The following is a 25,404-nucleotide window of genomic DNA, read 5'->3' as shown; positions in this document are numbered from 1 at the left end:
TTGTTTTTCATTTGAATGTTAATTCGCTTCTAAAATGTGTTTTGCCTGTGTTCTGCCTGCAAATAACAATTGATCACTGAACTGCGAGTCATTGACAGCACGCGCAAGAGCAATTGTACCAATCATGCTGCTTACTAGTGCGTAACTCTTAGAGAGATCTATGTTTCCCGTATCGGCTATAAACGCCATAAACCGTTTCAATTCATCGGTATAAGCTTTCCGTACCTCTTGCGATAATTGAGCAATCTCCCCTGCCAGTGCAGGCAGTATACAGCCGACTTCCGTCTGATCACGGTGAACGGTACTTAAATAAAATTCAATGATCGTCTGAATTCGAGGCTGATCTGCCTTCTTGTCTGCAACACTTTGTAGCATCTTGATCGTATCAGTAATAGCAAAATGAAAAGTCTCTATCACCAACTGATCCTTGTTCTTAAAGTGAGCGTAAAACCCTCCATGAGTTAGACCTGCTCCTTTCATAATGTATGGCAAACTGATATTACGGACGCCATTTGTTCGAAATGCTCGTGCAGCACTAGCGATGATCTGCTCTCTCACTTTTGACTTATGACCTTTCGGATAAGGCATCCTCTTTCCCCCTCCTTCCTTTTAACTCATCTAAGTGTATTTATCAAAATATTATATCCATCATATTATCATGTGTCAATTGACTAAAATCCATCTTTGCTCACTCAGATGGGATTGACTTCGCTAAAATATGATGACTATAATATATTATGATCATCATATTTTAAAATTGGAGGTGCAAGAAATGATTCATTTTGAAACAGTAGATACATTAGTGATTGGATCAGGTCCGGGAGGCTACGTGGCAGCATTACGTTCAGCTCATCTCGGCATGAAGACAGCGATTGTAGAACGTGAACAATTAGGTGGCGTATGCACCCATGTAGGCTGTATCCCTTCTAAAGCGCTAATAGCAGAAGCAGAGCGGTTCAAACTCCGCACACAATGGGATGGTTTTCAAGAAAGCGGTTCTTTCAATGAAGCTCAAGCGTTCAAAAAAGCTGTTGTGGAAAAACAAGCGGGAGGCGTCCAATTTTTGTTAAAGTCAGCGGGAGTTACCATTCTGGAAGGCGATGCAAGCTTGTTCGATCAGCATACAGCGGTGATTCAACATGCCGAAAAAGGTGAAAAACGAATCAACTTCAAACACCTTATATTAGCAACCGGCTCTCGTCCAATTGAAATTAAATCACTCCCTTTCGGAGGTCGTATATTGTCTTCCACTGAAGCACTATCCCTTTCCGAAATCCCTAAAAGCCTTGTCGTAGTTGGGGGTGGATATATTGGTGTTGAACTCGGACAGATGTTTGCAAGGTTTGGATCTAAAGTCACCATTCTAGAAGGCGGCAATCAAGTATTGCCTGGCTTTGAAAGTGAACTTGTCTCTCCTGTTGTTCGACAATTGAAAGAAGATGACATCACCGTGATTACAGGAGCGAACGTCATAGATGCCGAGCAGCATATGAGCGGAATTGATCTTCATTATGAGAAACAGAAAGAAAGTTACACGGTGAAAGCGGAATATGCATTGATTACTGTCGGAAGAAAACCGAATACAGATGGAGCATTAGGTCTCCATTCTATCGGTTTATCCATTACCCCTAACGGACTGGTTAAAATTGATGAACAATGCAGAACTTCCATTCCGCACATATATGCGATTGGTGATATCACCGAGGGTCCTGCTCTGGCTCATAAAGCTTCATATGAAGCGAAAGTGGCAGCAGAAGCAATCGCTGGTAAACCTTCGATGATAGATTATAAAGCGCTCCCACTTGTTGTGTTTTCCAGCCCAGAATTGGCGAGTGTTGGACTAAGCGAAATGGATTGCAAGCAACAATCCATTCCGACTGTCATTGGAAAAACAATGTTCTCCATTAATGGCCGAGCGCTTGCATTAAAAGAACCAGAAGGTTTTGTGAAGATTGTGGCCCATGCTGAATCTGGCCTTATTTTAGGAGCACAAATCGTAGGTGCAGAGGCATCTACTCTTATATCAGAACTTTCTCTCTCTATTGAAATTGGTGCTACAGTAGAAGATTTAGCCATGACGATTCATCCTCACCCAACATTAGGTGAAATGATCATGGAGGCTGCAGAAATGGCCACTCGTAAAGTTGAAAAATTTCTTTCACGATAATTCATTCAGGTGCATCTGTTTCGATTGAGCAAAATAATCGTCATAGCCTACTTAGAAATAGGCTATGGCGATTTTTCAATTGAGTGATGATATAAAAGCAGCGGTATACTGATCTTTAATTGGATACCTCTTCACGTTTTTTCCCTAACTTCATAGATAACTGAACACCAATCATCAGCACCACGATGGCGAGCATTGCGACAATAGCAGCTTGAAAATGTCCGCTGATATCGAAAATCAAACCGATTAAAAATGGACCAAATCCTCCCATGATGTACCCGCCCATCTGCGACATCGCTGACCATGTGCCGGCTTCTTCTGGCGTACGCGTTTCAATAATAGGCAGCATAAGCGCCAAAGGAAATAATCCACCTGCTCCAATCCCTAGAAAAATAACAGCTGGCAGGATCGGCATTGGCAGTAGAAGGAATAGGAGGCCAATCAGCTCTGACAAACTGCATAAGATCAGAAATAATTTCGGCTTTCCTAGACGATTGACGATGTTTGGAACGAGTAATGCCACCGGAATCTGAATGAGTGTAAATATCGTAAGCAGCATGGCGGCATACTGCGGACTATTCCCAAAATCAAGCGCAATGGGTGAAATCCACGCTGTTAACGAATAGAACATGCTAGACATAAAGCCAAAGAACAAGGTGAATTGAATGGCTTTTTTGTTTCGCAGCGGTAATCTCAGCGGCACGTCTGCAAGATCCGCTTGTTGGTTTTGACGAGCTAGACCGAGCCATAAAATCATGGCAATAACGCCTAAAATCGCCCAGCAGGATAACGCAAGTGGAAGGTTATGCTCACTGCGAAGGTAAATCGGAATGGTCAAGCCCGAAGCAAGTGCAGCTCCAACTGTCATCGATATAGAGTACACACTGACAATCCCAGGACTTTTCGGGAAATACTTTTTAATAAAACTAGACAACAATGGTCCGGCAAAACTAATTCCAACTCCTCCTGCAAAAGCAGTCGTTAGAAGGATGGTAACCGTTTGACTTGTACCACGCAGTCCAGTCGCAATTGTGATAAGAAAAATCGAGAAAAAAAGAGTTCTCTCTAATCCAAACCGTCGGCTTAGTTTCGTTGCTACAGGGGCAAACACCCCCATGCACAAGACCGGCAAAGTGGTTAAAAGACTTGCCGTGAGTGCACTAACGCCAAGGTCTGATTGAATCATGCTCATCATAGAAGCTACGGATGTAATAATTGGGCGCAAGTTTAAGGCAGCTAAAAATAAAGCAGCTAAATAAAATATTTTTTTTATCAATACTCTTCTTCCTCTCTCATCTTGTTGAGGTTACTATGAGTATAAATCCGCTTCATTCATTGATCAATACAATAATTCGTATTATGATGATAGGAAAATACTATCATTAATGAAAGGATGGCATATGGATACTCGTCACATTACCTATTTTATGGCTGTATTCGATCATTTACATTTCACAAAGGCTGCAGAGCAACTAGGTATATCACAGCCTACATTAAGCCAACAGATTCAGCTGCTTGAAGCTGAAGTTGGGATGCCGCTTTTTGACCGAATCGGTAAAAAAGTAGTTGCAACTGAAGCTGGTACGCTTCTTTATCAATATGGCATGAAAATGCTTCAGGCTGAACGAGATGCCAAAAATGCTATGAAAGAACTGTTATCTGAACAGCGGGGCACTGTTCGGCTTGCCGTCCTTCCCTCTGATCTTGACTTTCAGCTTGTTCCGCTTTTTGTAGAATTTAAAACGCTGTATCCAGAGATCAACCTAAAGGCTTTTTCGACCATCTTTGTTCGTGACGAGGTGCTCTCACATAAAGTCGATATCGGAATTGGGCTGCGCGGGCCTGCGGATAAACGACTGATTCAAATTCCACTTGGCGATGAGCCCTACGAATTGTTTGTTCATTCAGACAGTGAACTGGCAAAAAGGCGTGAAGTGACGCTAAAAGAGCTGACAAAGCATGCACTGGTCATGTATCCAAAAGGCTATCTAGGAAGAGATTTGGTCGATGACGTATGTAAAGAACACTGTTTTGAATTGGACACGGTCATGGATGTTGGGTCTGCCACTTCATTATTGCAGCTGGTTGAAGCCGGTATCGGCGCCACCATCCAGCCAAGAGGGCTGTTAAAGCAACATTCAGCATGGCCTAATATTGTCTCTATCCCTATTTCTGCCCCTGCTCCTGTTCGGCATCTTGAATTAACGTATTATGCCGATCGATTTGTGACCAAAGCGCAAAAACAGCTATCTGAATGGCTAATAGACTTTTTTAAATCAAGAACAAACTAAAAAGTGAGGGTAACACATGAAGAATGCAAACAGCATATTTACAAGAACAAACCGGGTTGTGATTCGTCAGTTTGATCAGCAGGATATTGAAGCATTTTATCAATACCGATCAAATCCCTCTATTGCCACATTTCAATCTTGGGAAAACTACACGCACGAAGACGCTGAATCATTTGTTCAACACCAAATGACGCAACAACCTAATCAACCAGGGACGTGGTTTCAATACGCGATTGCCTTATCTGAATCCAATCAGTTGATAGGAGATTGCGCCATTCATACACTCGGCAGCGAGCCTAGAATCGTTGAAATAGGATTTACCCTAGCGCCTGAATTTCAAGGAAAGGGCTATATTCATGAAGCCTTGAATTCAATGATCGAATATATTTTCACTACACTGAACAAGCATAAAATCATTGCCTTTACAGATGTACGAAACGAAAAATCCATTCGAGTGCTGGAACGTTTAGACATGAGGCGCGAAGGACATTTGCTACAAAATTATATGTCAAAAGGACATTGGATCGATGAGTATCAATATGCGATTCTTCAATCCGAGTGGGACTCGAAGCGTCATTAATCATTTATTTCCTATTCAAAATCCCTAAATAAGCGCTCCACGATCCTACATCGGTTCGATATCGTTCCGCCATGACCCGAACAATTTGGGAAATATGGGTGAAATCATGGACAACCCACGCAGAAAGTAATTCGCTCACTTGCACGACGCCGAATTCTGGATGGACGCCCTTTTTCTCTAGATCAAGACTTGAATGTGTCATACGCTGAATGTATGCCACATTCTCCATCCGCACATGATGAAGCTCCGCTAGTGCTTGTTCTATCTGTCTTTCAGTTTGATTCAAATGGGAGTAGCGGTCAAATGCAGGAAATGGGGTATTCTCTCCATCAGCAAGAATGACATTTAATCGGGGAATCCAGTTGAATTTCTCTGCTTCAATCAAATGTTCAATGACTTCAACGGGATTCCACGTTCCCTCCCCTTCACGACTGTGAAGCCAATCCTTCGATAAACCTGACAAAAGACTTTCTAATGTACGAGGAGTTCGACTCAACATATCTAAAGCTTCATTCAAATTGAAATTCATATGGCTGCTCCTTTATCAATTTTTCTTTATTCTAATGTTTTTTAATTAGATTGCAACTCATACCGCAAAACAGATAAAGAAGAAAATAAAAGGCGCTTTTGATCAACCTTCTATATACAAATAGAACTTTTCTATAACACTCACCATCCTTTCTTTTTTTATAATAGAAAAAAATGAAATGTGGTGATAGTGATGTCTACAACGATTGGGATTATGGGTGGTATGGGCCCTTTAGCGACGATTGATCTGATGAAAAAAATTATCTCTCATACACCAGCTATTAAAGATCAGGATCATCTCCATGTGATTGCTGATAATTATCCGCAAATCCCTGATAGAACCAATGCCATATTTGGAAAAGGCGAAGATCCTACAGAATATATGATTGCATCAGCTAAAAGATTAGAACGCGCAGGAGCGGACTTTATTCTGATTGCATGCAATACCGCTCACTTCTTTTTAGAAAACGTACAACAATCCACTCATATCCCTATCATGAATATGCCATTAGAAACCGCAAAGCACCTGAACAAACATCACTATACGTCTGTGGGCTTACTATGTACTGATGGCACATTAAAAACCCAGCTCTATCAAAAGGCTTGTGCCCATCACAAGATTGATGTCATGACTCCTAGTGAAACTCTTCAGAAAAACGTGATGAATGGGGTTTATGCCGTGAAAGCAGGGAAATTGAGTAAAGGCGAAAGTGAACTGGCGTTAGCTGCAGAAATTCTAATCAATCAAGGAGCAGAAGCCATCATTGCCGGCTGTACAGAAATTCCTTTAGTTCTAAGGTCAACCAAAGCTGTGAAAGTGATTGACCCTACTGTCATTTTGGCGAAAGAAGCTGTAAAATTAGTGTATGAGCTTGAAAAGCTAAACATTTAAAGAACGTCATATAAGGGGATAACATGAATATTGAGAATATAGAAGCGTTTATTTATGTATGCCAGCTAGGCAGTATCAATAAAGCTGCAGAAGCACTGTATTTAACCCAGCCTTCTGTTTCGGCACGTATTCAATCGTTAGAAAAAGAATTAGACCTGAAATTATTTGATAGACAGAGAAATAAACTATCTCTGACGGAAAAAGGTGAACAGTTTTATCCTCATGCCAAAAAGATTCTCCATTCTTATCAAGAAGCAAAGCATAGTCTCAAACAAACGATGATCCCTTATGAATTGACGATTGGATGCGCATCCTCTATTTCCAATAATCTATTGCCTAACATATTGCCCGCCCTAAAAGAAAAATACGAAAACCTGAAAGTGAAAATTGTAACAGGACATTCAAAGGATGTTGTCCAAAAAGTGATTAACAACCAAGTAGACTTTGGCATTGTCAGGACTGAAACACATCCTCAAATTGAATCAATCCCGATTTTCAGCGATCCAATCGGGCTGTTCGTCCCAACTCATCACCCGCTCGCCAGCCTAGACAACATCAATATGAAAGAACTAGAAGAACAACCTTTTATTTTCTTTGACTATGGGTCATTTGATTGGTTGATGCTCCACCGATTATTTCAAAAAAACAACATCACACCGAACATTTCCATTGAGGTTGATCATATGGAAACTGCAAAAAATTTGGTGCTGCAAGGGATGGGACTATCGTTTCTTCCTCATCATTGTGTTAGAAATGAAGTAAAACAAGGAACATTAAAACAAATTTCAATCGATCCATCCATCGATTTCAACATCAATATCGAGTTCATTTATAAAAAAGGAAAATCCAAATCCGTTTTCATTGATCACCTCAAACAATTTTTTCATGACTTAGATTAAAAAAAGCCCTTTTTGGGGGCTTTTTTGGATTCGTTCTGATTGATCAGCTTTCGTTTGCCAACATGTATTCGGCAGATTCATGCATATCTTTCAATCCTGATCTCTGTGCGTACTCGGCCACAGTGATCGCACTTGTCGTCAGAAGTTCTATTATATGTTCATCCATTCCTGACCAAGTTCTCCCGCCTGCTTTTTCATACGCATGGATAAGTTTCGTTAATCCTTCTTTCCCAAACAGAAGTTGATGCGACAAAAAGTCGGCAGATACATCACCAATCCCCACTTCAGACCAATCAATCACACCGGTAACACATTGATTTTCATCAATCAGAATGTGGCCAGGATGCAAATCTCCATGCTTCACTCCCACAAAAGGCGGCCATAAAGAATCTTTAGCTAGCCATTCTTGCCAACGCTCCCATAAACCGCTGTTAATGGTGTATTGCGATTTGACACATTCCATTCGCTGTTTCATTGATCCTCTTAATTCATGTGCACTGATCATCTCCACACCGATCGTTTTAAAAGGCTGTTGATCTAAGGAATGTACATTCGCTAAAACTCTTCCTAATGATTCATAATAAGCTTGCGGTACATTCGTTTGGTCAAAACTCCACACATAAGATTGCTGTTCCACATCAATACTAGCTGCCGGTACCCCCTCTAATTGTTTATAAGCAATCAGATTTTCTGTAAAGATAGACCACTTAGGAACCTGAAAGTGAACCTGATTACTAATGTAATCTAATGTCTTTTTTTCTTGTAAGGTATGTTTCATTGATTCAGGTCTGCGAGGCATTCTTAATATCCATTGATCACCATGTAAATCTTCGACGTGAGCGACACGGAAATCCACACCTGATTCATTTATTTTGATGGTATTCTCTAAAATCTCTAATCCGTGATGTTTGACTAACTGCTTTAATTCCAGTCTGTTCATATCCATTCCTCCAATTGCTCATTTAGTCATGATCAATAGGCACCAAGAATATCATCACAAAACCCACAAACAGGCTACTTTATGTGGTCAGAGTAAACAAAGCTAGACATATGCCTTTCTTTGCATCATAAAAAACATACAAAAAAAAGACAGATCGATTAGCTGCCTCTTTTCTAGTGAAATTGCATACTTTCCCGCTGAAGATTATTAAAAATGTGCAGACTACCCCGTTTACTCCGTTTGATGAAAACAGAGCCTTTGAACATATGAAATTACTGATTGTTCAAAGTTTTCTGGCGTAATCTTCCTGAATGCATCATCTTTAACCATCCTCCTCTTTATCATATAAATTTACTATACTTTATTTAAATATGGCTTTCAATAAGATGACAAAAAGAAGCCCTTTTCAGGGGCTTTTCGTCTTTCACCATCGTTTATTCCCTGGATGAATATCTTCTCCCAAAAAAGCGGTATTAGGCTCACCACTATTTTCTAGAAACTCCGCTATTTCTTTCAGCTCTTGATTGATAAGGTCATTTCTTTGCATATCCGGGTTTAACAGAAGGATGGAGTGAATCGTTGTCGCTGCTTCATACAAAACATGTTGATCTTTTATCTGTTGGATACATTGTTTCATACGATCGAAAAACCATTCGATCTCTTCTGTTTTTTCCATAGGATAATGTGCCATTTTAAAGAGATTCTGCTGACGAAGGTCTTGTCTCTCAAAAATTTGTTCAAGCTCTTCTTTACTGATATACAAATCCGAGCATTCCTCATCAATCTCTACTACCTCGACCATGGCGTCTTCAGCTGTATATAACTGCTCAATAAAAGCATCGAAAGTATCTGCCAGCTTAAAATCGACTCCCATCTCTAAATCAAAATAGTGAATAGGAGGGTGCTCTTTCGTTTGTCGATAATCCATTGCGATCCATGTATCTTCTTCTCCGCTGATGAAAATAAGTCCCTCAGGCAGCTCCAATTCATCACTTAACTGAGGGCTAGTCATAATTCCATCACCTTTGGCGATTCCTCTTAGATGGTCAAATTGAACATGATCCTCAGCCCATGAATTCGGCTGTTCCGTTGGAAAAGCATTACGAACTGTAAAACCACCGTTCCATTCTAAAATGAGCTTTTTGTATGTATCAGGTAAAGTGACACCAAGTCTTCCCTCTGCTTCACGAATTTTTTTCTCATCTATCTTTTCTAACGTGAAAGGACTCTCTTCTTCTTTCTCCCAGAACGATTTCAAAGTGTATGCCTCCCTATATCTATTGAGGTAAGTATAACATTGACCAACTATTCACTTACCATTTTAAAACCTCAAATTACAAACCTGTTCAATCCGTTCCTCCAATAAAGAATTTATCAGTAGATATAAAAAAGACCTAGCTGGAGTTCCAGCCATGTACACTTAAGTGCTCAATGCCAGCATCCGCAGGTTATTCCTTCTGGACAAAATATTCACGTTCGATTTGCTTATCTATATCATACGATGATCCACACAGAAAAAAATCTTCTTTTTCTCGGTTTGTTGACCAATAGACACAAAAAACCTTGAAAGGCATTAGCCAATCAAGGTTCATTTTGTTACTTCATCTTTACTGCTTCTTTCATTTCCTCTATTATTTTATTTAACCACTGTAAAGGGTTTAATGAGATCGCCGGAAAGTAGATTTCTGCATTATTTTCGATAAAGTTTTCTTTTTCCTGTATTGTTAAAGTACTATTCAAAAAATCCTGACAATCCTTTATAGTAGACAGCAGACATTCTTTGCTAGCTTCATGAATAAACTCCTCAATCGCTTCTTCTGGTGAATCGATATCCTGATGAAATGTACCACCTAAAAAATCTTCTAACTCTTCTAAATAACTGTAACTCTCATTCATTTTATCATCCTTCTTTCTATTTAACAGGGTATCCTGTTAAAATAAAACCGCCATTCTCATCTTTTTTCAATATAATTTTCGCATTTGTAACATTCTCGACTACTTCTGAATTTCTCGAAACACTTCTGCCAATTACCTCTCCATCACCCTTATATTTTAATTGTAATGTAGGTCTACTATTGGGGTCAGATAACCACTTTTGTATTTTATCAACACTCTTAGGATCACCCAAAACTGAATCAGCAACTTTTTCTGCAGTCATTCTATCATTAAAAGTAGAAGAACCCGTAATTTTAGGATTACTTTTCAATCTTTCTAATAGTTCTTCATCTGTTTTCCCAACGTGTCTTTCTATTAAGTGTCCACCTCTAGATTCATGTATAGCTAATCCATTACCTGGAGATAAAGAATTTTTCTCACCTTTCTTAATCCCCATTTTTCCATGAAACCCTTTCGCCCCAAACGGCAAAAGCATTCCCAGCGCCGCGTTCATACTCGCTTCCTGCTGTTCTTTGGAGATCTTGTTTCCAAACATGTCTCGGCCTGTGATCGCTTCGCTGAAGCCGTTGGTGGCGGTGAGGCCGTATAAACCTTTTTGGGATGTCTTTAGGGCGTCAAAGGATTTTTGTGATGTCTTGTAAATGTCGACTGCCCTAACTGCAGCTGATGTGGCTTGGGTGGTTTTATAAATAGCTTTTCCGCCTTTGAAAATGCGGCCTGCCCAGCCGACGATTGGGATGTAGCCTGCTGCTGCCATGCCTCCTGCGGCAACGCGCTGACCTGCGGTGAGCTCTTCGCCTGTGATTGGATCAACGCCTGTTGCGGCACGTTTTGCATCGTTCACGCCAGTCAGTTCATTCACGATGTTTCCACCATAATCGAGGGCTTTTTCATACCAAGAGCGGTTGGCGAGGGCTTCTTGTTCCTTTGCGATCTTGCGGGCTTCTTCTTGTTCTTTTTTGATTTTCAGATATTCAGAAGTTTGCTTCTCAATATCGCTCTTTGCCTTGTAGATTTCGCTATTTTGATACGCTTTCTTGTCAAAATTCATAGGCGAAATCGCTTTTCCGTCATTTGTCGCATTCATCATTTCAGCGTACAATGCCATTGTAGCTTGCTGTTCCGTCTCTGACAAAGCATATTCATCTTTTAAATTTTGATCAAGCTCTCTTAGATCTTTGACCGTCTTTTTTCGTTCATCTTCCGCATCTTCTATTTTTTCATCAAAGGTTTGGCTATCAAATACCTCTAGGGAAATGAGGTCATCAATGTCTTGAAAAATCGTTTTGAGTGCCTTTTTTTGATCCTTTACAATGCTTTTGGCATTCTTGATACCCATATGTACTGCGTTGTCTAAAAAGTGTTCTTCTATAAAGGTATCGCCGCCAAAGCTCGTATCATCCAGTGTTCCAGAAACACCTTCATGAAAGGCTTTTTGCTTATCAATGAAGCTGATAAACATGTCTACATTTCCGGCGAGCTCTTTATAAAAGCTTTTAATGTTATCGGCTCCTTTCCCAGTGAAGTCATCACCGAGATTGGCCACACCTTGTAATGACTTTTTTAAATCTACCATTTGTTCGCGGAGTTCCTGATAGTGTTTGGCCCTTGTGTCCATGGCACTTGTTAGTGCTTTTGCATCAAGTATCTTCCCCAGAAGAATTCACTCCTTCCTATTCATTGACAAGGTCAATTTTACCAACAGAGGATTTGTCATGAAATAGGAGTAAAGACACAAAAACAAGACCCAGAGTACTAGAGTTTTAGGTTACTTGTTTTTTAATAAGTAATATCTAGCTCTTCCTAAAAACACTCAAAACAATTTTGATAGATAAAAGGCCATCCCAATCAAAAGAAACAGAACTTTCGTTGTCGTAAAAACAAAAAAACTTGCTAGATAAAGACTTCAACGATGATTCGACTGGACTTAAACCAGTGCCTCCTCCCCTGTCAAGGTGAATGACCATAACTAAAGCGAACGTAAGTTCTTTGAAAAAGACTAATTTAATAAGGTTCTATGATGAGCCTTTCTATTAAAAAATGTGAATTTTTGAAGAAAACTGAAAGGGTTGATCCTCAATCCGTCTCCATAAAAAAACAGACCATGCAGGGTCTGTTTTAATTTTGCTTATACGTTTTGAGATGTTGTGTTTCGGTCTATCGTAGTCGTGTTTCGATCTATTTTTTGTGGAACAAAAGTTGTATTTCTATTCGACTCCTCCATTGTTGTATTTCGATTTGATGCTGGTTTAATCAAGCTAGATGCTTCATATACACCTGCACCTAGAAGGATAATAGAGGTTATAACAATCATTTTTTTAACACTCATAAAGACACTCTCCTTTTTGAATATTATGTTGGGCTTGAAATGCCTTCCTGTAATATTCTGTTGCTTTCTCAAACTTTCCTCTTTTTTCATGAATAACTGCAAGGTTTTTAGTGAATTCTTCTACGAAAACAAACAACTGCTTTTTTTCAAATGTCTGAAGCATAGCTTGAATCTCTTCCTCATCATTACTTTCATATGTTGTTCTTATAGATCGTATTAATAAAATCTCGTGTGGGTTCTCATTATGAGAGACGAGTTTCAAAGCTTTATCCACTAATTTGGATGCTTCATCATATTCTCCTGTCTTATATAGAGCCCAACAAAGGTTAACATATATGACCGATTTTACATCGTCCATACCATCTTCTGATATTTCAAGGGACTCTTGATAGTATTGGATAGCCTTTGCATAATCTTGTTTTTTTTCATAATTGTTTCCTATATTTAAAAGTACCTTGGAAATCAACCTATTATCCGCTATTTCTTCAGCGATGGAATAGGCTTTATTCAGATATATTAATGATTTTTCATACTGCTTAAAATCATCATAATTTCCTGCTATTACAAATAGGCATTGAACTTTTCTGATCTTGTATAACTCGTACTGATCGTAAATTTCAAGCGCCTTTATGATGTGATGCATAGAAACATGAGTTTGTTTCATAATATAGTAGGCTTCAGCCACCTTGAAGTGAAACTCTGCTTGCTCAATATCATCGACAACCAATGCGAGCTGCCTTTCAGCGATTTTGTAATATTGAATAGCCTGTACATATTCTTTCTTACTAAATTCATGCATTCCTCTAAAAAAGGCATTGTAATATTGCAACATACCCGAAAGTTGATGATTAGAATTCTCAATTTTATCAACCAAATCAGAAACAGAAGGCGATCGTTTTTCTGATGGTTTGATATAATCAAGCATAAGCTGGTGACGAAAGCACATCAATTGATAATAAATGAGTAAATCCTGATCTTCTTCCATCCGTTCAATTTCTTGTTCTACCTCAGCTTTCAAAATCTCTGCATCAGGTACACTGAATTGCCGAATCATTTTATACCATTCATTGATTTTCACACCTACATGTGAAGAAAGAACTTTCTCCATCCCTTATTCCCCTTCCACTGAACTCCCTTATATGACATTTATTATCACATACAAGAATTTACAAAGCACCGAAAAGAAACCGCAAAAAGAACAAATATAGCCTCAGTAAACCTTTGGAACATTTTCATTCTCATCACAAAACAAAAAGGCAGACTCATTTCAGTCTGCCTTCATCTTCTAGATTTCCATGAGCATACCTTTTGTCTTCAGGTAATTGGCATTGAATCATTTAACCACTCGTCACAATGTTCAATAAGCCACCTCAAATATTCCACATATTGACCGACGTGATAGCCATCACAAACAGCATGATGTACTTGAATCGCAACGGGCAAAATGATTTTCCCTTCTTCCACTTTAAATTTGCCTATCGTAAATATTGGCAGTAAATAAGTCTCTTTTGTAGATACATTAAGGTTAAAAGAAGTAAAATCAATCCAAGGTAGACTTGAAATATTGAACATGTTCTCTGGCATATTAGGTTTCGGATATAGGTTGCTGCTTTTGCTAAATGTTTCAATGTCCGCCACACAGCTTTTATAAAACTGAGCAAAGTTTTCGTCATAAGGCGTCCAAATACTTGAAAATGTCTTTGTTTCTTTATTTAGAATCGTATAACTAGGATGGAGAAGTTCCCAATGACCAAGTTCATCGTTCACTAGATCCATCCGAAACTCCGGTATTTTTTGCACAGCCTTTGCTAACAAATAAATTTGCACAGGATATACTTTTAGCCTTTTTTCTTTTAATATTGCATACAATTTCGTGATGTCTAGATCGATCACCAGACTATATGAGCATCGGGTTACCGTCATATAATGATGAAAGTGCTCTTTTCTCGGATAATTTTCATCTATTTGTTTAAACATTTTTTATCTCCTCCTGAATGTAATTGCTTGTATTCAGGAGGAAGCTTTATCTGTTTTTACCACCACAATCATCCTTTCAAAAGTTATATCATGTTTCTGTCTATTCAAAGTCTACCATGAGCTTTGCCTACGTTAAAGCCTGCAGCAACTCTTCGTAAGTCATCTTGCCCAACGTGAATTTTTCTAGTGCTATATATGTTTTCTCCGCTGAGGTATTCATTCTATTATGAAATTCATTCACTAACTCTTGTTCATTTGGTAATGGTTCATGTATATGTTCTTTTTTTCGACATGCTTCATAGTATCTTATCCCAAATATTCTCTGGGACATCGCATTGATGTGAATTCCGTCCGGATTAGGTATAAGGCCTTTCGCAGTAACATAATAACAATTTTCATGATGATTTGCATATTTTTGTAGTACCTCATTGATCAGTTGATATTCCACACATCCTGCGCCAAATGCTGTCTTTCCTAAGAAATCGCCCAAACCACCTATCACAAGCGGAATGTTAGGTACAGATAATTCAGTTCTTAGCTCATGAAATAATCTTCGTATTTTTTCATCGTATTCTTTGTATTTTCCATCTTGGCTGTCACTTTCTCCTTGATGCCATAATATCCCGGCCAATTCGCTATCTTCCTTTGCAAATGTAGCTTCATTTATTGCATGACGAAATAATGCCCCATCTCGTGACCACTCATCAATGGAACTGCCACCTTCGGCACATGGGATAAGACCAATCTTCTCTCTCTCATGCTCTTTACACCAAGCCTCCGCAAAAGAAGCCGCTAGTCCTACGCCAGCTACCGGTCTATCAAAATGGATGGGCTCAGTCATCATTTGCCATCTACCGTTTCGCAACATCATGATTCTTTCATTATAAATTGGCGGCACTTCATGCTTAAAGCCTCGCCCCGCCATATTTGATTGTCCAATTAGTAAAAATGACTTCATATTTTTCTCCCCCTCTCTTTATTTTTCATATTTTTGTTGAAAGAACAGTAAACAGCAATTACTTAGGGTAAGATCCTGATGCATCTATCAATCAGGTGGATCGACTATGATCAATCCACTTAAACCATTTTAACAAGAAGAAATCTCTTGTCCATGTTGTCATATGGGCTTACGTTAAACTTGTGAAAAAAACATATTCATGTATAATACAATTGATGTATTATACATGAATTTTAGGAGGGTGACCTTTTTGAAAAGAGAAGATGCCTTAAAACTAAGATCAGATATTAAGAAAATGATTATAATAACTGGGGTTTTTGAATCTCAAAATTTGCCCAATGGACCATTTGAAAAACCTCTACCAACTTCTCAAATGATGGCGTTAGAGGAAATAGAGATGGAAAAATTAACTGTTTGGCAACTATCCAATAAACTTAGATTAGAGACTTCAACTGTAAGTAGATTGGTAGATAAGTTAGTAAAAAAGGGACTTGTTTATCGTGAAGTAAATGAAGAAAACAGAAGAGAACTTTTTCTGCACCTCACAGAAAGAGGCCACATTACTGTTAATCGCTTAAGAGAACAATCCCTTACATTTTATCAACGTATCCTCAATAATTTATCAGAATCAGAACAAAAAATAGTTGTGGATGGTTTTGAATTATTTATTGATTCTATTTCTAAGTCTTTTGATTAGAGTGAGGTAAATCATACCCTTTGGAGGATAAAATGAGTTTGGATTTTGAACGTCCTATTATTGAACTAAAAGAGAAATTTGATGAATTAAAGAAAATGATGAAAGAACATAATGTAGATTTATCATCAGAAATTCAAGAATTAGAAAAACGTTTAAATAAAATGCAAGATGAAATTTATTTTAATCTTACACCTTTTCAACGAGTTCAAATTGCAAGGCTACGTAACAGGCCCACGACATTGGACTATATACCTTTATTGTTTACAAACTTTCTAGAACTTCATGGTGATCGATTATATGGTGATGATCAAGCAATGATAGGTGGTATTGCAAAATTTAAAGGAGTGCCCGTTACGGTTATAGGTCATCAAAGAGGGAGAAGTACAAAGGAAAATATAGAAAGAAATTTTGGAATGTCACATCCAGAAGGATATAGAAAAGCGCTAAGACTGATGAAACAAGCTGATAAATTTAATCGCCCTATTATTACATTTATTGATACAATTGGCGCCTATCCAGGGAAAGGGTCTGAAGAACGTGGAATTTCTGAAGCAATAGCTCGAAATCTATTGGAAATGGCTACACTTAAAGTGCCAATTGTTTGTATTGTAATTGGAGAGGCATCAAGTGGTGGAGCTCTTGGTATTAGTGTCGGTAACCATATCCATATGTTAGAGTATTCATGGTACTCGGTCATTTCGCCAGAAGGAGCAGCATCTATCCTATGGAAGGATGCTAAGTATGCTCCAGAAGCTGCTAAACACATGAAAATTTCAGCAAAAGATTTAAAGCATTTAGGAATTATTGATGAAATCATTCCTGAAATTAAGGGTGGAGCACAAAATGATATAAAATCACAAGCAAAATTGATTGAATCTGCAATCGAATCATCTCTTAAAAAATTGATACGATTATCCTCGGAAGAGCTTATACAACAGCGATATGAGAAGTATAGACAAATAGAGAATTATAAATGAAAATCTATTACATTTCTGAGGATTCTTACGAAAAAGTTCTAAATATTTTGTAAGTAACCTCTTAAACTTGATATGCTGATACTATTAAAAGTGTGTGATCGGTATGGAAAAGGGATTTTTTGATTCTAAAAGTACTGAGAAACAATCTGGTGGATAAAGTTCGTCCCCAATTCGTCCCCAACCAAAAGAAACAGAACAAAAATTCGTTGTCAAGAAAACAAAAAACCCTTGCTAGGCAAGGGTTTCAACGATGATTCCGACTGGGCTCGAACCAGCGACCTCTTCCCTGTCAAGGTAGGTATATGGCATCCTGTGAGTATCACTGAGATCCTCTGGTGTTCCTTCGTATTTTTTAAAACCAAAAAAAATGTTACCTTTTTTATTACTTTTTTATACACCTGTTTTAAGCTTTATCACCATTAATATATTTCACTAACATAGCTGCTGCGTACATAAAGAATGCAGCGATTAAACCATTCACCATACTTCCAAAAACTACAATCAAAATCTGTCCTGCGTAATCTGTCCATGTCTTATCTGGAAATACAGCAATGTTCCATATACTTATGAGCATATAGAATCCAGTCGCAATGATAAAAGTCCAAACAATTAATTTTGATTTGAGCATTTATTGACAATCCCCCATAATCCATTTTCTTCCATGATAACATGAGTTAATAATTAATCTTCAATCAATTCATCGTGATCCATATTCTTAGCTTCATCTAACTCACGTTCTAATCGCTTCTTATCTTGTTATCCTTTCAAAACGTATATGAGCAATATACAGAGTTGGTTTCTTCATAAGTCGAAAAGCTTTCTACTTTCAAATATCCTTCAAAGCCCAAAGCAGCTTTAACTATATTTTTACTCTTAAACAACATATCTCTTTGAATATCATTATCTTTCATGTTTGAAATATCGTCTATAAACATTGTGTGTAATTCAAATCTATTATTCTCATATTCAAATCTAAGAACCTTCACTTTTAATCCTCCTAATTAATTTCCCTTAATTATACAGGGGATTTAGATTGAATGGAAAGAATATCATAGTTTTAAACGACTGAACGCAAATATGCGTTTTGACATAAGCTGATGTCATTTTAAATGACGGTAGGTATTTATGAGATCCCCACTGTAGGTTAAAACTACTCCCTTTGTAATACTGCACTACTGTGTCAAGTGTCCCGAACAGTTTCTCAATCCTCAAGTTTGAGTTTTGATACTTGTGGCTTGTCCTGCATCGTCAGAAACGATACACCCATCCTTCGTACAGCACTTAATGGCAGCTTTCGCCTTTCAGATACATGTGCAAATAGTGAAGCACAGTGGTATCCTATCCTCATTTATCGCATCGGCTGAGTCACTACCCTTTTAAGTTTAAAGTGTTAGCACATTCCACGACAGTCTTATCCTTAAAAATGGCATCACTAAAGACAACACCTTGATCTAGGAGTATAGACTAATTCTATTTAGTTAGGTGAGGTAAACTTTACTTGCCTTGTAAAATGCACGACCTATTGAATATAAACTAAATTAAGTTAGAATGGGCTGGTATCACGGGCGCGTACCAACCCATCAGATTAGATAGTGCGCCAACACTTTTCTAATCAGCTAGAAATGACGATCATGAGCAGTAGGAATAGCCCTAATGTGCTCATGATTGTTACAAATAGTAACTCATCTATTAACCTTACATCTAAAAAGAAATTGAATACAATATTATTGAATTCATTGATGATGTAAAGAATGAATTCAAATAAATAAAAAATTAGATAGACAAGTAGCCACTTACATTGATGTGTAGATGGTTTTTTCATGCGTAAATATGCCCTTTTCAAGATTTAAGAAATTAGTAACACATCGAATTAAACAAAGACAAACAGCATGTGATTTAAAGCTCATTTATTCTAATTTATGTAAAATTAATTCCTTTCTGTGATATCCTCACTATTGAAAAATGATTAGAAAGGAAGTATTCCAATGAAAAAGTTTTTTGTTAAGATGTTGCTAGTTCTCATATCAGCAGCAGTTTTCATTCCCACAACAGCTACATATGCAGCAGAAAAGATCGAACAGAAAGAAAATTTGGCAGTAACTTTCAATCCTACTGAGCTACAAAAACAACTTGCTTTAAGAGATGTACCATTAGAAAAACAAGAAGCCTTGCTTCAAGCATTTAAAGCTATTGAGAATGCTAACAATGATCCACTTGCTACTACAAATGGCCCTAAGGGTGCGGCTATTAAGGCAGCAATAAAAGTAATTAAAGGCTTAGTGAATAACGACTGGGCAAAATGGGTTTTACAGCAACGTTTTGGAAAGGAAGCTGTAAATGGTACTGTCAAAAATGCAAACAAGATCATTAAAGAATTAGAAAAAATTATTGATACGCCAAAAAATGCAGCAAGTAGGGCTCGAAAAGTTGTTTCTGCAGAGCTTAAAAAACATATAGACTCAGGTGTAGCTGATACAATTGGACTTGTTGTTGAATACATTGTTCTCACTGCTGATTTACTCATACTTTAGATAAAAGGATGGTACATATATATGTCACAAAATCAATTCATTCAATTTCAAAAATCAAATGGTTTAGACGATGAAGACGTTCAATTCCTCATTACTCTCTCAGGAGCATTTTGCACCTGTGAAGAAGAAAACAAAAAGGCATATGATATAACAAGGACAGCGTTCATTAGACACTTTGGTGAAGAATTAAACCTTTCAGATATTGAAGGAAATACTAGAGAAGAATATGAAGAGATTATCAATCAATTTCTAAGCAAGAAGGATAAAAAAATCAATGTAGATGAGCTTTTACAATCTTTTTATGATGCAGATATGATGGATGGATTAAAAAAGAAATTCAATTAATGGCCTTGGTTTGAAGGTCTTTTTTATTGCCATCAATTACATATAGGCACCTCTCTTTAGAAATACTTGTGCTCGTTTACGTGGGTTGTCCGGCTTTGTTTTGTGTGTTAGTTCTTCACGTAGAACCGAGTTCATAATAGTGCTTACTTCTTCATCTGACTTAAATTCTGCAAGCTCTTCAATCCACATAACACCTATTGGAAAGTCAGCGTCTTTGATTGATTTGAGCTTTTCAGGATCGTCAGCCCCTGCAAAATATATCTTGTTCCCTCTCGGCTTGTATGTGATTTCTAACCTAGAAGGAACAAACTTGAATAGATGAGAGACACCCAGCGTTACCGTTGCTTGCTTTATTTGTGCGAAAACAGATTTAACAAGCGTGTTCTGTACTTTACGCAGCACGAGAGCGGAAACAGGGTATTCAATGATGTCTGTTACTACTCCAACACCCACGCTAAACGATTTGCCAGAAGCACGGCCGCCCTTCATAACGTAATGAAGATGCTCTTTTGCTCTCCTGCATCTCCAAAACTCATGAAATGCCGGTGCCAGCACTTCCGATATTTTAATCATGGTCATCGATATCACCTATATCATCAACAATACGAACGCCAACAGGTCCCACCATATCAACTTTATCTGTCCACATAGAATGACGCTTCCCTAACAGCTCAGCTGCTTTTACACGATCCTTTAGATAAGGGTCTTTATCTTCTAATTGCTGTGCGCCTTCGCCTAAGCCAACAGGTATTTGCTCTGTTTTCTCTCCACGCATGACAGCAGTTAGAAACTCAAGAATCTCGTCCTGTGAAGCTATCCTTTCAGCATCCTTTTCATCCAACCGCTCTTTTATATAGGATTTAATGTCAGGTTTAGTCAGGTTCTCTTGACCGATTGATTTAGCGGTCTTAGAGCTGTATCCTGCTTTCCTAGCGGCTTCTGTAGCATTTCCTAGTTCGATGTAGTAGTCAGCAAAGCGCTTCTGTTTTTCTGTCAGTTTCATTGCATATCACCTTACCCCCTTTTAATTTATTCACTCTAAACTGCCGCCGCACTCTACCTTTAAGCCGATATTTTTTATAGAGATTCTTCACCGGAAGCAGTTTACAGGGAACAAAAAAAGCACCTTAATAATAGAGGCGCCATTTTATTCATTATTAGATTGTTCAGAGTTATCACTTGAATTACTTTGTTTTTTAAACTCATTTACTCTGTCCATAAAATATTCTAGGTTTCTATCAAAATAGTGATAATTTATCAGCATAATCATTATTAGAACACCGTTACCAATTTCAAGTATTATCGTTTTTCCGCTGAGTAAGGTTAAATCTGTCCAACAGAGGACTGCTATAGTCACAAATGACAGCATTAAACTTGTAAGTAAGCCTCTTCTCGCATGTAGTTGCCCTAAACGATAACTGTATATGTTTTTAATTCCTTTCCCAAGTTCTTCTTCAATGATTCGCTTATCTATTTTAAATTCTTTATCAAAGTAAACTAACCATTTTCTTTTTCTGTATTCTGGAATTACAAACCAGAAAAACAAACTAATCTGATGAATGATATGCCCTAAAATTAATCCTAGTGCTGCTGCTAGTGCAGTAAAACCTACTAGCGAGAAACCTTTATACTTTAGAATTTGGGGTATATACTCTGGTTTGTTTATTAAATACAGCAGGGTTATAAATATCATAAACACCCATCCAGGGAGTCCCCATCTTACTAAATATTTAGATTCAAAATTCACCTTTATCACCCCCGCCTTTATATCGGCAGAAAGCGAGCACATGGAACTATTCGCAAAATTTGTCGAACGAAAATCAATTTAGTATTATTGGCATTTCAGGAGTATCAAACTTTTTATAGAATTTCTTTAACTCATCCTGCTTCAAAGCATTATTTTGATCACTTCTGAAATCTGGAGATTCTGCATTCACTTTATTAACAATAATATGATCACTCTTAATTGATTTAGCATACTCAATCAATTTTTCAATATAAAATGTTGCTATTCCTCCTTTCCTTAAAGAGCCGTCATGTACGTGTATTAGTTGTAGCATTAATGGTCTGTTTTTTTGAGCATCATAAGTCTTAGTAAAACGTTCCGTAATAGAAAATTTTTCGTGAAAATCCATACTGAATAAAGGCTTATCCTCTCTTACATTATATATACAAAATTTACAAGACATGTCATTAATGTGATAACCCGTCCTAATACTTTCTTTCATTCCTTCATCAGAGAATCTAAATTCAATATCTTCATTATGACTTAATAAAGCTTCTGGAAGGCCCCAGTTACGAATGATAGCCTCACTTATATTTTGAGATTCTAGTTTCATTTGTAATTCACATCCAATTCTTATTTTGTAACTTAAGATTATCATAGTTTTATTTAAAATAAGAATTGGTGACGCGGGAAAATTGTGCCTCCCCGTCCTGCCTTCCATTTTACACTACGGATTTTTCGTCATTCAAGATATGCACAAAGTGGCAATATTGGCATATTTGGTCGATGATATTATCTTTCATCTGCCGTACCTTTTCACGAGACAGGCCCAAGTGAAGTCCAATGGCTCGATAACTCATACCTTCCATCATGCAGTCATAGACCACCCTGTGCTTTTCACCTTCGATTTTGCTTGCTGCTGCCTCTATTGCATATACACGTTCTTCAAACTTTCGAAGTCTCTTAAACAATCTTTCTTCCCTCATATCCATGTCACGTAATTCAGCTTGGCTCTTTCCTTTGCTCCCTTTTTGCAATGTTGCCTCGATGCCGTATTGAGCAACGCCCCAGCTGCGCATAGGTATGTCAGTGCCATATAAAACACGTTGAAGCCGTTGAACCTCTTTCGCCATCCAGTGATAATTGTGAATGAGTTCTTCGATCTCCTTTTTATTCATGGTGCCACTCCTTTCTAAGAAATAAAAAACGGGCACCAACCAGCACCCTTAAAAGGTGTTGATCAGTGTCCGCAGGCTCTCCGTCTTGGACTTATTAAAAATGGAATGTACAATATTCAAGTGCTTTTGGACAATACACTTCAATTGGTTTAGTTATTTTAATTCCACTAAATGGTTTCCATAATAATCTATATTCTTGCTGATACTCATATTTTGATTCTTTAATAGTAGCTGGATTTTCATACCTGAAGTTATTCTGAGTATAAATTTTTTCTCTATTTACAACATATTCGCATTGCTCGGCAGATACAAAACCAATCTTTCTTTTCTTTAATTTTTTATTCAACTCTTCTATAAATTTCGGGAAATTTCTGATCACCATTACGGCCCCGCCAAACTCTTTTCTAATTTCTTCTCTATACTCTAATGCAACGCAATAATTATAAAAGTTGTTATCAAAATTTTGTGTTAAAAAAGTACCACCCGTTATCTGAAGTTTTGCGTTTGGATCTCCTTTAGTAAAAAAATTATTCATGTAATGATCTAAATCACTTTCATTTCCATCACCTAATATGTGGTTATTAATTTCAACACTGATATTAAGCTTACCTTCATCGTCATCACCAATGGCATTCCCATATTTATCAGTTGAATAATTACCAAGAAAATTAATAAAAATTTTCTTATCATCTTGAATTTTTTTTAAATACTTAGGCTCCATAAATTTATAAACCATATTGGGGACTAAAATTTGTTGTTTCATATATTTCTCCCTTTTTTACTTAATATTACATTAAATTCTTTATTTCAACATCTTTTTCACTTCAAAAGCTGGCGTATAGATGTAGCCCTTAACACCTGTCCAATTGGTGTTTTTGTATATCGTCATTTTGATACGGTGCGTGCCAACTGTATGGTTGACGATGTAAAACTCTTTTGCAGGCGTGGCGGTCTTAAACGATCCAACGAGACTAAACCGTTGATCTTTCCATTTGCCGCTCACCTTCTTTTGTAACGTGAAGCGGTAGTATACTGTCTCATTTCCCGTTTTACGTGCCGTGACATCAATACTTTTGGCTCTCGGCGTGTATGAATTGGCATCCGTCGACACGCTGACTGTATGCCCTCCAATTGTTTTATATTCGCTTGTTACTGCCGCAACAGACGGCGCATAAAGCACCGCCGCAATAATAATAGTTAGTGTGATTAGTAGTTTTTTCATTTCACAACCCCCGATATTTATTCCCATATAAGTTAAATAAATTTTCATATGGTTTATTTTTGAATATATAGTATTATTAAACTTGTAAGACTATTATCCCAAATGAAAAGGAGCATCAATCATGCAAATCAGAAAAGTAATTGCAAGTTCAGTTCTATCACTCGCTTTGCTATTTTCTTCATCTGCTTTTTTTACTGCACAAGCAGACGCTGCTACTCCTAACGAAACATGGAAGCATTGTACTTCTGAAATATTTGGTCCATACTTTTCAAGAAATGCAATACCAGCAATTTATAACGACGGCACCTATAATTGGTATCTAAAAGGTGCGCAAACTTACTCAGGTATTTGGTATGGCGCATATGAGCGTTGCTGGTACTCGACATTGACGTGAATATTACTTTTAAAAGAGGGAAAACTCCCTCTTTTTTATTTATATCAAGCTGCCATCAATAATCAGCACCATTTCTTCTTCACTTGTTAAATGCTCAAGCACTTCTTTGACCGGGATCATATTGTTGTCCTCTCCATTTACTCGGCTGTATATGATTGTTGCATATGCTTCTGTAACTTCGGTTATTTCTTCTGATAATCCGCCATCATCATCAGCGACAACATCAGTATAGATTGTCATAGCATTTTCATCGTTTTTCGCTTTGATCAGTGCGTAATACGGCTCGTTTACCTCATAAAACTTCATTTCCTCGTCTTTTCTATTAACCTGTTCTTCCAGCAACTGAATGGCCGTTTCAAGGTATGTCGCAAAATCAATTGCTTCTTCCTGCGCATGTCGCAACCATCCTTTTAAGTCGTGGGATGAGGTTTCAACCTCAACCCCGTACTTTTGCAGGCCTTTTTCCTGCTGGCGATGTAGTTTTTCAATCACTTTTGTAATGATCAGGTTGTTTTCGTTCATTGTGTTTCCTCCAATAGATCAGAATTTTGATAGATGTTCCCGATGACTTCGATCCCTTTAAAACTTGCATCAATTCTCGAATACCCTTGATCTTCTCCTGTTTCAAACACAAATGACGCAAGAGAATTTTCATATCTAACTGTTGCTATTATCTCTTGTCCATTGTAGGCTGAGATGATTTTTAGAAATCCCCCCTCATAAATCTCAACGCCGTTACAATCCTTCAATCCTGTGAACTGCATCACTTTATAACGTGCTAACCCGAGTATGTCGTTAAAACTTTCAAATTCATCTGGAACCATATAAATACCTGATTGGACATTGTAGAACATTCGTTGTATCCTTCCTGAGAACC

General features: G+C 37.7%; 33 protein-coding genes. 10 read left to right on the top strand and 23 right to left on the bottom strand.

Annotated elements, in window-relative coordinates:
* Positions 1-18 precede the first annotated feature (18 nt).
* Positions 19-588: a TetR/AcrR family transcriptional regulator gene (locus tag NSQ17_RS06210; protein WP_144625989.1), complete on the bottom strand. Its 570-nt coding sequence runs from the start codon at positions 586-588 to the stop codon at positions 19-21.
* Between the two features lie 184 nt (positions 589-772).
* On the opposite strand from NSQ17_RS06210, the gene lpdA reads away from it, so the two are divergent.
* Positions 773-2,167, top strand: a complete 1,395-nt coding sequence (gene lpdA / locus NSQ17_RS06205) for a dihydrolipoyl dehydrogenase (protein WP_212360517.1) — start codon at positions 773-775, stop codon at positions 2,165-2,167.
* A gap of 115 nt (positions 2,168-2,282) precedes the next feature.
* Here lpdA and NSQ17_RS06200 read toward each other — a convergent pair whose 3' ends face one another.
* On the bottom strand, positions 2,283-3,440 hold the full coding sequence (locus tag NSQ17_RS06200) for an MFS transporter (protein ID WP_268431462.1): 1,158 nt from the start codon (positions 3,438-3,440) through the stop codon (positions 2,283-2,285).
* Between the two features lie 112 nt (positions 3,441-3,552).
* Between NSQ17_RS06200 and NSQ17_RS06195 the strand changes: the two genes are divergently transcribed.
* Both NSQ17_RS06195 and NSQ17_RS06190 read left to right on the top strand, forming a co-directional pair.
* The gene (locus NSQ17_RS06195; protein WP_342467959.1) at positions 3,553-4,458 is read left to right on the top strand and encodes a LysR family transcriptional regulator; all 906 of its coding nucleotides are present in this window, start codon (positions 3,553-3,555) and stop codon (positions 4,456-4,458) included.
* 16 nt (positions 4,459-4,474) lie between these two features.
* The gene (locus NSQ17_RS06190) at positions 4,475-5,038 is read left to right on the top strand and encodes a GNAT family protein (protein WP_342467958.1); all 564 of its coding nucleotides are present in this window, start codon (positions 4,475-4,477) and stop codon (positions 5,036-5,038) included.
* A 4-nt stretch (positions 5,039-5,042) separates the two neighbouring features.
* On the opposite strand, the gene NSQ17_RS06185 is transcribed toward NSQ17_RS06190, so the two are convergent.
* A complete protein-coding gene (locus NSQ17_RS06185; protein WP_259254721.1) occupies positions 5,043-5,567 on the bottom strand; it encodes a DinB family protein in 525 nt (174 codons plus the stop codon).
* Positions 5,568-5,759: 192 nt separating this feature from the next.
* Here NSQ17_RS06185 and NSQ17_RS06180 point away from each other — a divergent pair, with 192 nt between their 5' ends.
* Positions 5,760-6,458 carry an amino acid racemase gene (locus NSQ17_RS06180; protein ID WP_342467957.1) on the top strand — a complete coding sequence of 233 codons (699 nt, stop codon included), beginning with the start codon at positions 5,760-5,762 and terminating at the stop codon, positions 6,456-6,458.
* A 23-nt stretch (positions 6,459-6,481) separates the two neighbouring features.
* Positions 6,482-7,357 carry a LysR family transcriptional regulator gene (locus NSQ17_RS06175; protein WP_342467956.1) on the top strand — a complete coding sequence of 292 codons (876 nt, stop codon included), beginning with the start codon at positions 6,482-6,484 and terminating at the stop codon, positions 7,355-7,357.
* A gap of 43 nt (positions 7,358-7,400) precedes the next feature.
* Here the strand turns inward: NSQ17_RS06175 and NSQ17_RS06170 are convergent, their stop codons facing one another.
* From NSQ17_RS06170 to NSQ17_RS06135, 8 genes are all read right to left on the bottom strand, one after another.
* Positions 7,401-8,297, bottom strand: a complete 897-nt coding sequence (locus tag NSQ17_RS06170; protein WP_072367645.1) for a macrolide 2'-phosphotransferase — start codon at positions 8,295-8,297, stop codon at positions 7,401-7,403.
* Positions 8,298-8,721: 424 nt separating this feature from the next.
* Complete coding sequence (locus NSQ17_RS06165) at positions 8,722-9,555, bottom strand: SMI1/KNR4 family protein (RefSeq protein ID WP_338704923.1); 834 nt, start codon at positions 9,553-9,555, stop codon at positions 8,722-8,724.
* Between the two features lie 338 nt (positions 9,556-9,893).
* Positions 9,894-10,193 carry a contact-dependent growth inhibition system immunity protein gene (locus NSQ17_RS06160; RefSeq protein WP_041507439.1) on the bottom strand — a complete coding sequence of 100 codons (300 nt, stop codon included), beginning with the start codon at positions 10,191-10,193 and terminating at the stop codon, positions 9,894-9,896.
* 16 nt (positions 10,194-10,209) lie between these two features.
* Positions 10,210-11,850 carry a T7SS effector LXG polymorphic toxin gene (locus NSQ17_RS06155; RefSeq protein WP_268412567.1) on the bottom strand — a complete coding sequence of 547 codons (1,641 nt, stop codon included), beginning with the start codon at positions 11,848-11,850 and terminating at the stop codon, positions 10,210-10,212.
* 471 nt (positions 11,851-12,321) lie between these two features.
* Complete coding sequence (locus NSQ17_RS06150) at positions 12,322-12,507, bottom strand: RapH phosphatase inhibitor (protein ID WP_251185347.1); 186 nt, start codon at positions 12,505-12,507, stop codon at positions 12,322-12,324.
* Between the two features lie 4 nt (positions 12,508-12,511).
* A complete protein-coding gene (locus tag NSQ17_RS06145; RefSeq protein WP_342467955.1) occupies positions 12,512-13,630 on the bottom strand; it encodes a Rap family tetratricopeptide repeat protein in 1,119 nt (372 codons plus the stop codon).
* A gap of 206 nt (positions 13,631-13,836) precedes the next feature.
* The gene (gene catA, locus NSQ17_RS06140; RefSeq protein WP_342467954.1) at positions 13,837-14,499 is read right to left on the bottom strand and encodes a type A chloramphenicol O-acetyltransferase; all 663 of its coding nucleotides are present in this window, start codon (positions 14,497-14,499) and stop codon (positions 13,837-13,839) included.
* Between the two features lie 127 nt (positions 14,500-14,626).
* A complete protein-coding gene (locus NSQ17_RS06135; RefSeq protein ID WP_342467953.1) occupies positions 14,627-15,457 on the bottom strand; it encodes a sialate O-acetylesterase in 831 nt (276 codons plus the stop codon).
* A gap of 250 nt (positions 15,458-15,707) precedes the next feature.
* Between NSQ17_RS06135 and NSQ17_RS06130 the strand changes: the two genes are divergently transcribed.
* Positions 15,708-16,154, top strand: a complete 447-nt coding sequence (locus tag NSQ17_RS06130) for a MarR family transcriptional regulator (RefSeq protein ID WP_072367639.1) — start codon at positions 15,708-15,710, stop codon at positions 16,152-16,154.
* 32 nt (positions 16,155-16,186) lie between these two features.
* Positions 16,187-17,131: an acetyl-CoA carboxylase carboxyltransferase subunit alpha gene (locus tag NSQ17_RS06125; RefSeq protein WP_342467952.1), complete on the top strand. Its 945-nt coding sequence runs from the start codon at positions 16,187-16,189 to the stop codon at positions 17,129-17,131.
* Positions 17,132-17,534: 403 nt separating this feature from the next.
* On the opposite strand, the gene NSQ17_RS06120 is transcribed toward NSQ17_RS06125, so the two are convergent.
* The 3 genes from NSQ17_RS06120 to NSQ17_RS06110 all read right to left on the bottom strand — a co-directional run bounded on the left by NSQ17_RS06120 (position 17,535) and on the right by NSQ17_RS06110 (position 18,953).
* Positions 17,535-17,759, bottom strand: a complete 225-nt coding sequence (locus NSQ17_RS06120) for a hypothetical protein (RefSeq protein ID WP_047945565.1) — start codon at positions 17,757-17,759, stop codon at positions 17,535-17,537.
* A 136-nt stretch (positions 17,760-17,895) separates the two neighbouring features.
* The gene (locus NSQ17_RS06115; protein WP_056704928.1) at positions 17,896-18,117 is read right to left on the bottom strand and encodes a hypothetical protein; all 222 of its coding nucleotides are present in this window, start codon (positions 18,115-18,117) and stop codon (positions 17,896-17,898) included.
* 626 nt (positions 18,118-18,743) lie between these two features.
* Positions 18,744-18,953 (bottom strand): hypothetical protein, encoded by a 210-nt coding sequence (locus tag NSQ17_RS06110; RefSeq protein ID WP_342467951.1) that lies wholly within the window; start codon positions 18,951-18,953, stop codon positions 18,744-18,746.
* A 163-nt stretch (positions 18,954-19,116) separates the two neighbouring features.
* Between NSQ17_RS06110 and NSQ17_RS06105 the strand changes: the two genes are divergently transcribed.
* The gene (locus NSQ17_RS06105) at positions 19,117-19,662 is read left to right on the top strand and encodes a hypothetical protein (protein ID WP_047945559.1); all 546 of its coding nucleotides are present in this window, start codon (positions 19,117-19,119) and stop codon (positions 19,660-19,662) included.
* Between the two features lie 21 nt (positions 19,663-19,683).
* Positions 19,684-20,007, top strand: a complete 324-nt coding sequence (locus tag NSQ17_RS06100; RefSeq protein WP_008348386.1) for a hypothetical protein — start codon at positions 19,684-19,686, stop codon at positions 20,005-20,007.
* Between the two features lie 36 nt (positions 20,008-20,043).
* Here NSQ17_RS06100 and NSQ17_RS06095 read toward each other — a convergent pair whose 3' ends face one another.
* From NSQ17_RS06095 to NSQ17_RS06065, 7 genes are all read right to left on the bottom strand, one after another.
* Positions 20,044-20,580: a phage terminase large subunit gene (locus NSQ17_RS06095; RefSeq protein WP_235562241.1), complete on the bottom strand. Its 537-nt coding sequence runs from the start codon at positions 20,578-20,580 to the stop codon at positions 20,044-20,046.
* The gene (locus tag NSQ17_RS06090) at positions 20,573-21,010 is read right to left on the bottom strand and encodes a terminase small subunit (protein ID WP_138278409.1); all 438 of its coding nucleotides are present in this window, start codon (positions 21,008-21,010) and stop codon (positions 20,573-20,575) included. Before NSQ17_RS06090 ends, NSQ17_RS06095 begins: the two co-directional genes overlap by 8 nt.
* 144 nt (positions 21,011-21,154) lie before the next feature.
* Positions 21,155-21,754 carry a hypothetical protein gene (locus NSQ17_RS06085; protein WP_056704936.1) on the bottom strand — a complete coding sequence of 200 codons (600 nt, stop codon included), beginning with the start codon at positions 21,752-21,754 and terminating at the stop codon, positions 21,155-21,157.
* A 73-nt stretch (positions 21,755-21,827) separates the two neighbouring features.
* Complete coding sequence (locus tag NSQ17_RS06080; RefSeq protein WP_056704939.1) at positions 21,828-22,346, bottom strand: hypothetical protein; 519 nt, start codon at positions 22,344-22,346, stop codon at positions 21,828-21,830.
* Between the two features lie 109 nt (positions 22,347-22,455).
* On the bottom strand, positions 22,456-22,911 hold the full coding sequence (locus NSQ17_RS06075; RefSeq protein ID WP_138278408.1) for a sigma-70 family RNA polymerase sigma factor: 456 nt from the start codon (positions 22,909-22,911) through the stop codon (positions 22,456-22,458).
* Between the two features lie 94 nt (positions 22,912-23,005).
* Complete coding sequence (locus NSQ17_RS06070; protein WP_138278407.1) at positions 23,006-23,674, bottom strand: hypothetical protein; 669 nt, start codon at positions 23,672-23,674, stop codon at positions 23,006-23,008.
* A 39-nt stretch (positions 23,675-23,713) separates the two neighbouring features.
* Positions 23,714-24,133: a hypothetical protein gene (locus NSQ17_RS06065; RefSeq protein WP_138278406.1), complete on the bottom strand. Its 420-nt coding sequence runs from the start codon at positions 24,131-24,133 to the stop codon at positions 23,714-23,716.
* A gap of 121 nt (positions 24,134-24,254) precedes the next feature.
* Here NSQ17_RS06065 and NSQ17_RS06060 point away from each other — a divergent pair, with 121 nt between their 5' ends.
* Complete coding sequence (locus tag NSQ17_RS06060; protein WP_138278405.1) at positions 24,255-24,527, top strand: hypothetical protein; 273 nt, start codon at positions 24,255-24,257, stop codon at positions 24,525-24,527.
* 39 nt (positions 24,528-24,566) lie between these two features.
* Here the strand turns inward: NSQ17_RS06060 and NSQ17_RS06055 are convergent, their stop codons facing one another.
* On the bottom strand, positions 24,567-25,049 hold the full coding sequence (locus NSQ17_RS06055) for a hypothetical protein (protein ID WP_167493201.1): 483 nt from the start codon (positions 25,047-25,049) through the stop codon (positions 24,567-24,569).
* Positions 25,046-25,381 (bottom strand): YopX family protein, encoded by a 336-nt coding sequence (locus NSQ17_RS06050; RefSeq protein WP_342467950.1) that lies wholly within the window; start codon positions 25,379-25,381, stop codon positions 25,046-25,048. The genes NSQ17_RS06055 and NSQ17_RS06050 overlap by 4 nt, the downstream gene beginning before the upstream one ends.
* Positions 25,382-25,404 lie beyond the last annotated feature (23 nt).

It is taken from the genome of Bacillus sp. FSL W8-0629, from assembly GCF_038593225.1.
GTDB classification, from domain to species: Bacteria; Bacillota; Bacilli; order Bacillales; family Bacillaceae; genus Bacillus; species Bacillus altitudinis.
The sequence above is the reverse complement of the archived record's forward strand: the minus strand, read 5'-3'. Positions and strand labels throughout refer to the sequence as shown.

Excerpts from the sequence above, each read along its gene's own strand:
- NSQ17_RS06190 (WP_342467958.1), top strand. The coding sequence starts at position 4,475 with ATGAAGAATGCAAACAGCATATTTACAAGAACAAACCGGGTTGTGATT.
- NSQ17_RS06175 (WP_342467956.1), top strand. The coding sequence starts at position 6,482 with ATGAATATTGAGAATATAGAAGCGTTTATTTATGTATGCCAGCTAGGC.
- NSQ17_RS06065 (WP_138278406.1), bottom strand. The coding sequence starts at position 24,133 with ATGAAAAAACTACTAATCACACTAACTATTATTATTGCGGCGGTGCTT.
- NSQ17_RS06170 (WP_072367645.1), bottom strand. The coding sequence starts at position 8,297 with ATGAACAGACTGGAATTAAAGCAGTTAGTCAAACATCACGGATTAGAG.
- NSQ17_RS06185 (WP_259254721.1), bottom strand. The coding sequence starts at position 5,567 with ATGAATTTCAATTTGAATGAAGCTTTAGATATGTTGAGTCGAACTCCT.
- NSQ17_RS06135 (WP_342467953.1), bottom strand. The coding sequence starts at position 15,457 with ATGAAGTCATTTTTACTAATTGGACAATCAAATATGGCGGGGCGAGGC.
- NSQ17_RS06150 (WP_251185347.1), bottom strand. The coding sequence starts at position 12,507 with ATGATTGTTATAACCTCTATTATCCTTCTAGGTGCAGGTGTATATGAA.
- NSQ17_RS06055 (WP_167493201.1), bottom strand. The coding sequence starts at position 25,049 with ATGAACGAAAACAACCTGATCATTACAAAAGTGATTGAAAAACTACAT.
- NSQ17_RS06080 (WP_056704939.1), bottom strand. The coding sequence starts at position 22,346 with ATGAAACTAGAATCTCAAAATATAAGTGAGGCTATCATTCGTAACTGG.
- NSQ17_RS06160 (WP_041507439.1), bottom strand. The coding sequence starts at position 10,193 with ATGAATGAGAGTTACAGTTATTTAGAAGAGTTAGAAGATTTTTTAGGT.
- NSQ17_RS06180 (WP_342467957.1), top strand. The coding sequence starts at position 5,760 with ATGTCTACAACGATTGGGATTATGGGTGGTATGGGCCCTTTAGCGACG.
- NSQ17_RS06145 (WP_342467955.1), bottom strand. The coding sequence starts at position 13,630 with ATGGAGAAAGTTCTTTCTTCACATGTAGGTGTGAAAATCAATGAATGG.
- catA (WP_342467954.1), bottom strand. The coding sequence starts at position 14,499 with ATGTTTAAACAAATAGATGAAAATTATCCGAGAAAAGAGCACTTTCAT.
- NSQ17_RS06195 (WP_342467959.1), top strand. The coding sequence starts at position 3,553 with ATGAAAGGATGGCATATGGATACTCGTCACATTACCTATTTTATGGCT.
- NSQ17_RS06060 (WP_138278405.1), top strand. The coding sequence starts at position 24,255 with ATGCAAATCAGAAAAGTAATTGCAAGTTCAGTTCTATCACTCGCTTTG.
- NSQ17_RS06110 (WP_342467951.1), bottom strand. The coding sequence starts at position 18,953 with ATGAAAAAACCATCTACACATCAATGTAAGTGGCTACTTGTCTATCTA.
- NSQ17_RS06125 (WP_342467952.1), top strand. The coding sequence starts at position 16,187 with ATGAGTTTGGATTTTGAACGTCCTATTATTGAACTAAAAGAGAAATTT.
- NSQ17_RS06070 (WP_138278407.1), bottom strand. The coding sequence starts at position 23,674 with ATGAAACAACAAATTTTAGTCCCCAATATGGTTTATAAATTTATGGAG.
- NSQ17_RS06050 (WP_342467950.1), bottom strand. The coding sequence starts at position 25,381 with ATGTTCTACAATGTCCAATCAGGTATTTATATGGTTCCAGATGAATTT.
- lpdA (WP_212360517.1), top strand. The coding sequence starts at position 773 with ATGATTCATTTTGAAACAGTAGATACATTAGTGATTGGATCAGGTCCG.
- NSQ17_RS06090 (WP_138278409.1), bottom strand. The coding sequence starts at position 21,010 with ATGAAACTGACAGAAAAACAGAAGCGCTTTGCTGACTACTACATCGAA.
- NSQ17_RS06120 (WP_047945565.1), bottom strand. The coding sequence starts at position 17,759 with ATGCTCAAATCAAAATTAATTGTTTGGACTTTTATCATTGCGACTGGA.
- NSQ17_RS06105 (WP_047945559.1), top strand. The coding sequence starts at position 19,117 with ATGAAAAAGTTTTTTGTTAAGATGTTGCTAGTTCTCATATCAGCAGCA.
- NSQ17_RS06075 (WP_138278408.1), bottom strand. The coding sequence starts at position 22,911 with ATGAATAAAAAGGAGATCGAAGAACTCATTCACAATTATCACTGGATG.
- NSQ17_RS06210 (WP_144625989.1), bottom strand. The coding sequence starts at position 588 with ATGCCTTATCCGAAAGGTCATAAGTCAAAAGTGAGAGAGCAGATCATC.
- NSQ17_RS06100 (WP_008348386.1), top strand. The coding sequence starts at position 19,684 with ATGTCACAAAATCAATTCATTCAATTTCAAAAATCAAATGGTTTAGAC.
- NSQ17_RS06095 (WP_235562241.1), bottom strand. The coding sequence starts at position 20,580 with ATGATTAAAATATCGGAAGTGCTGGCACCGGCATTTCATGAGTTTTGG.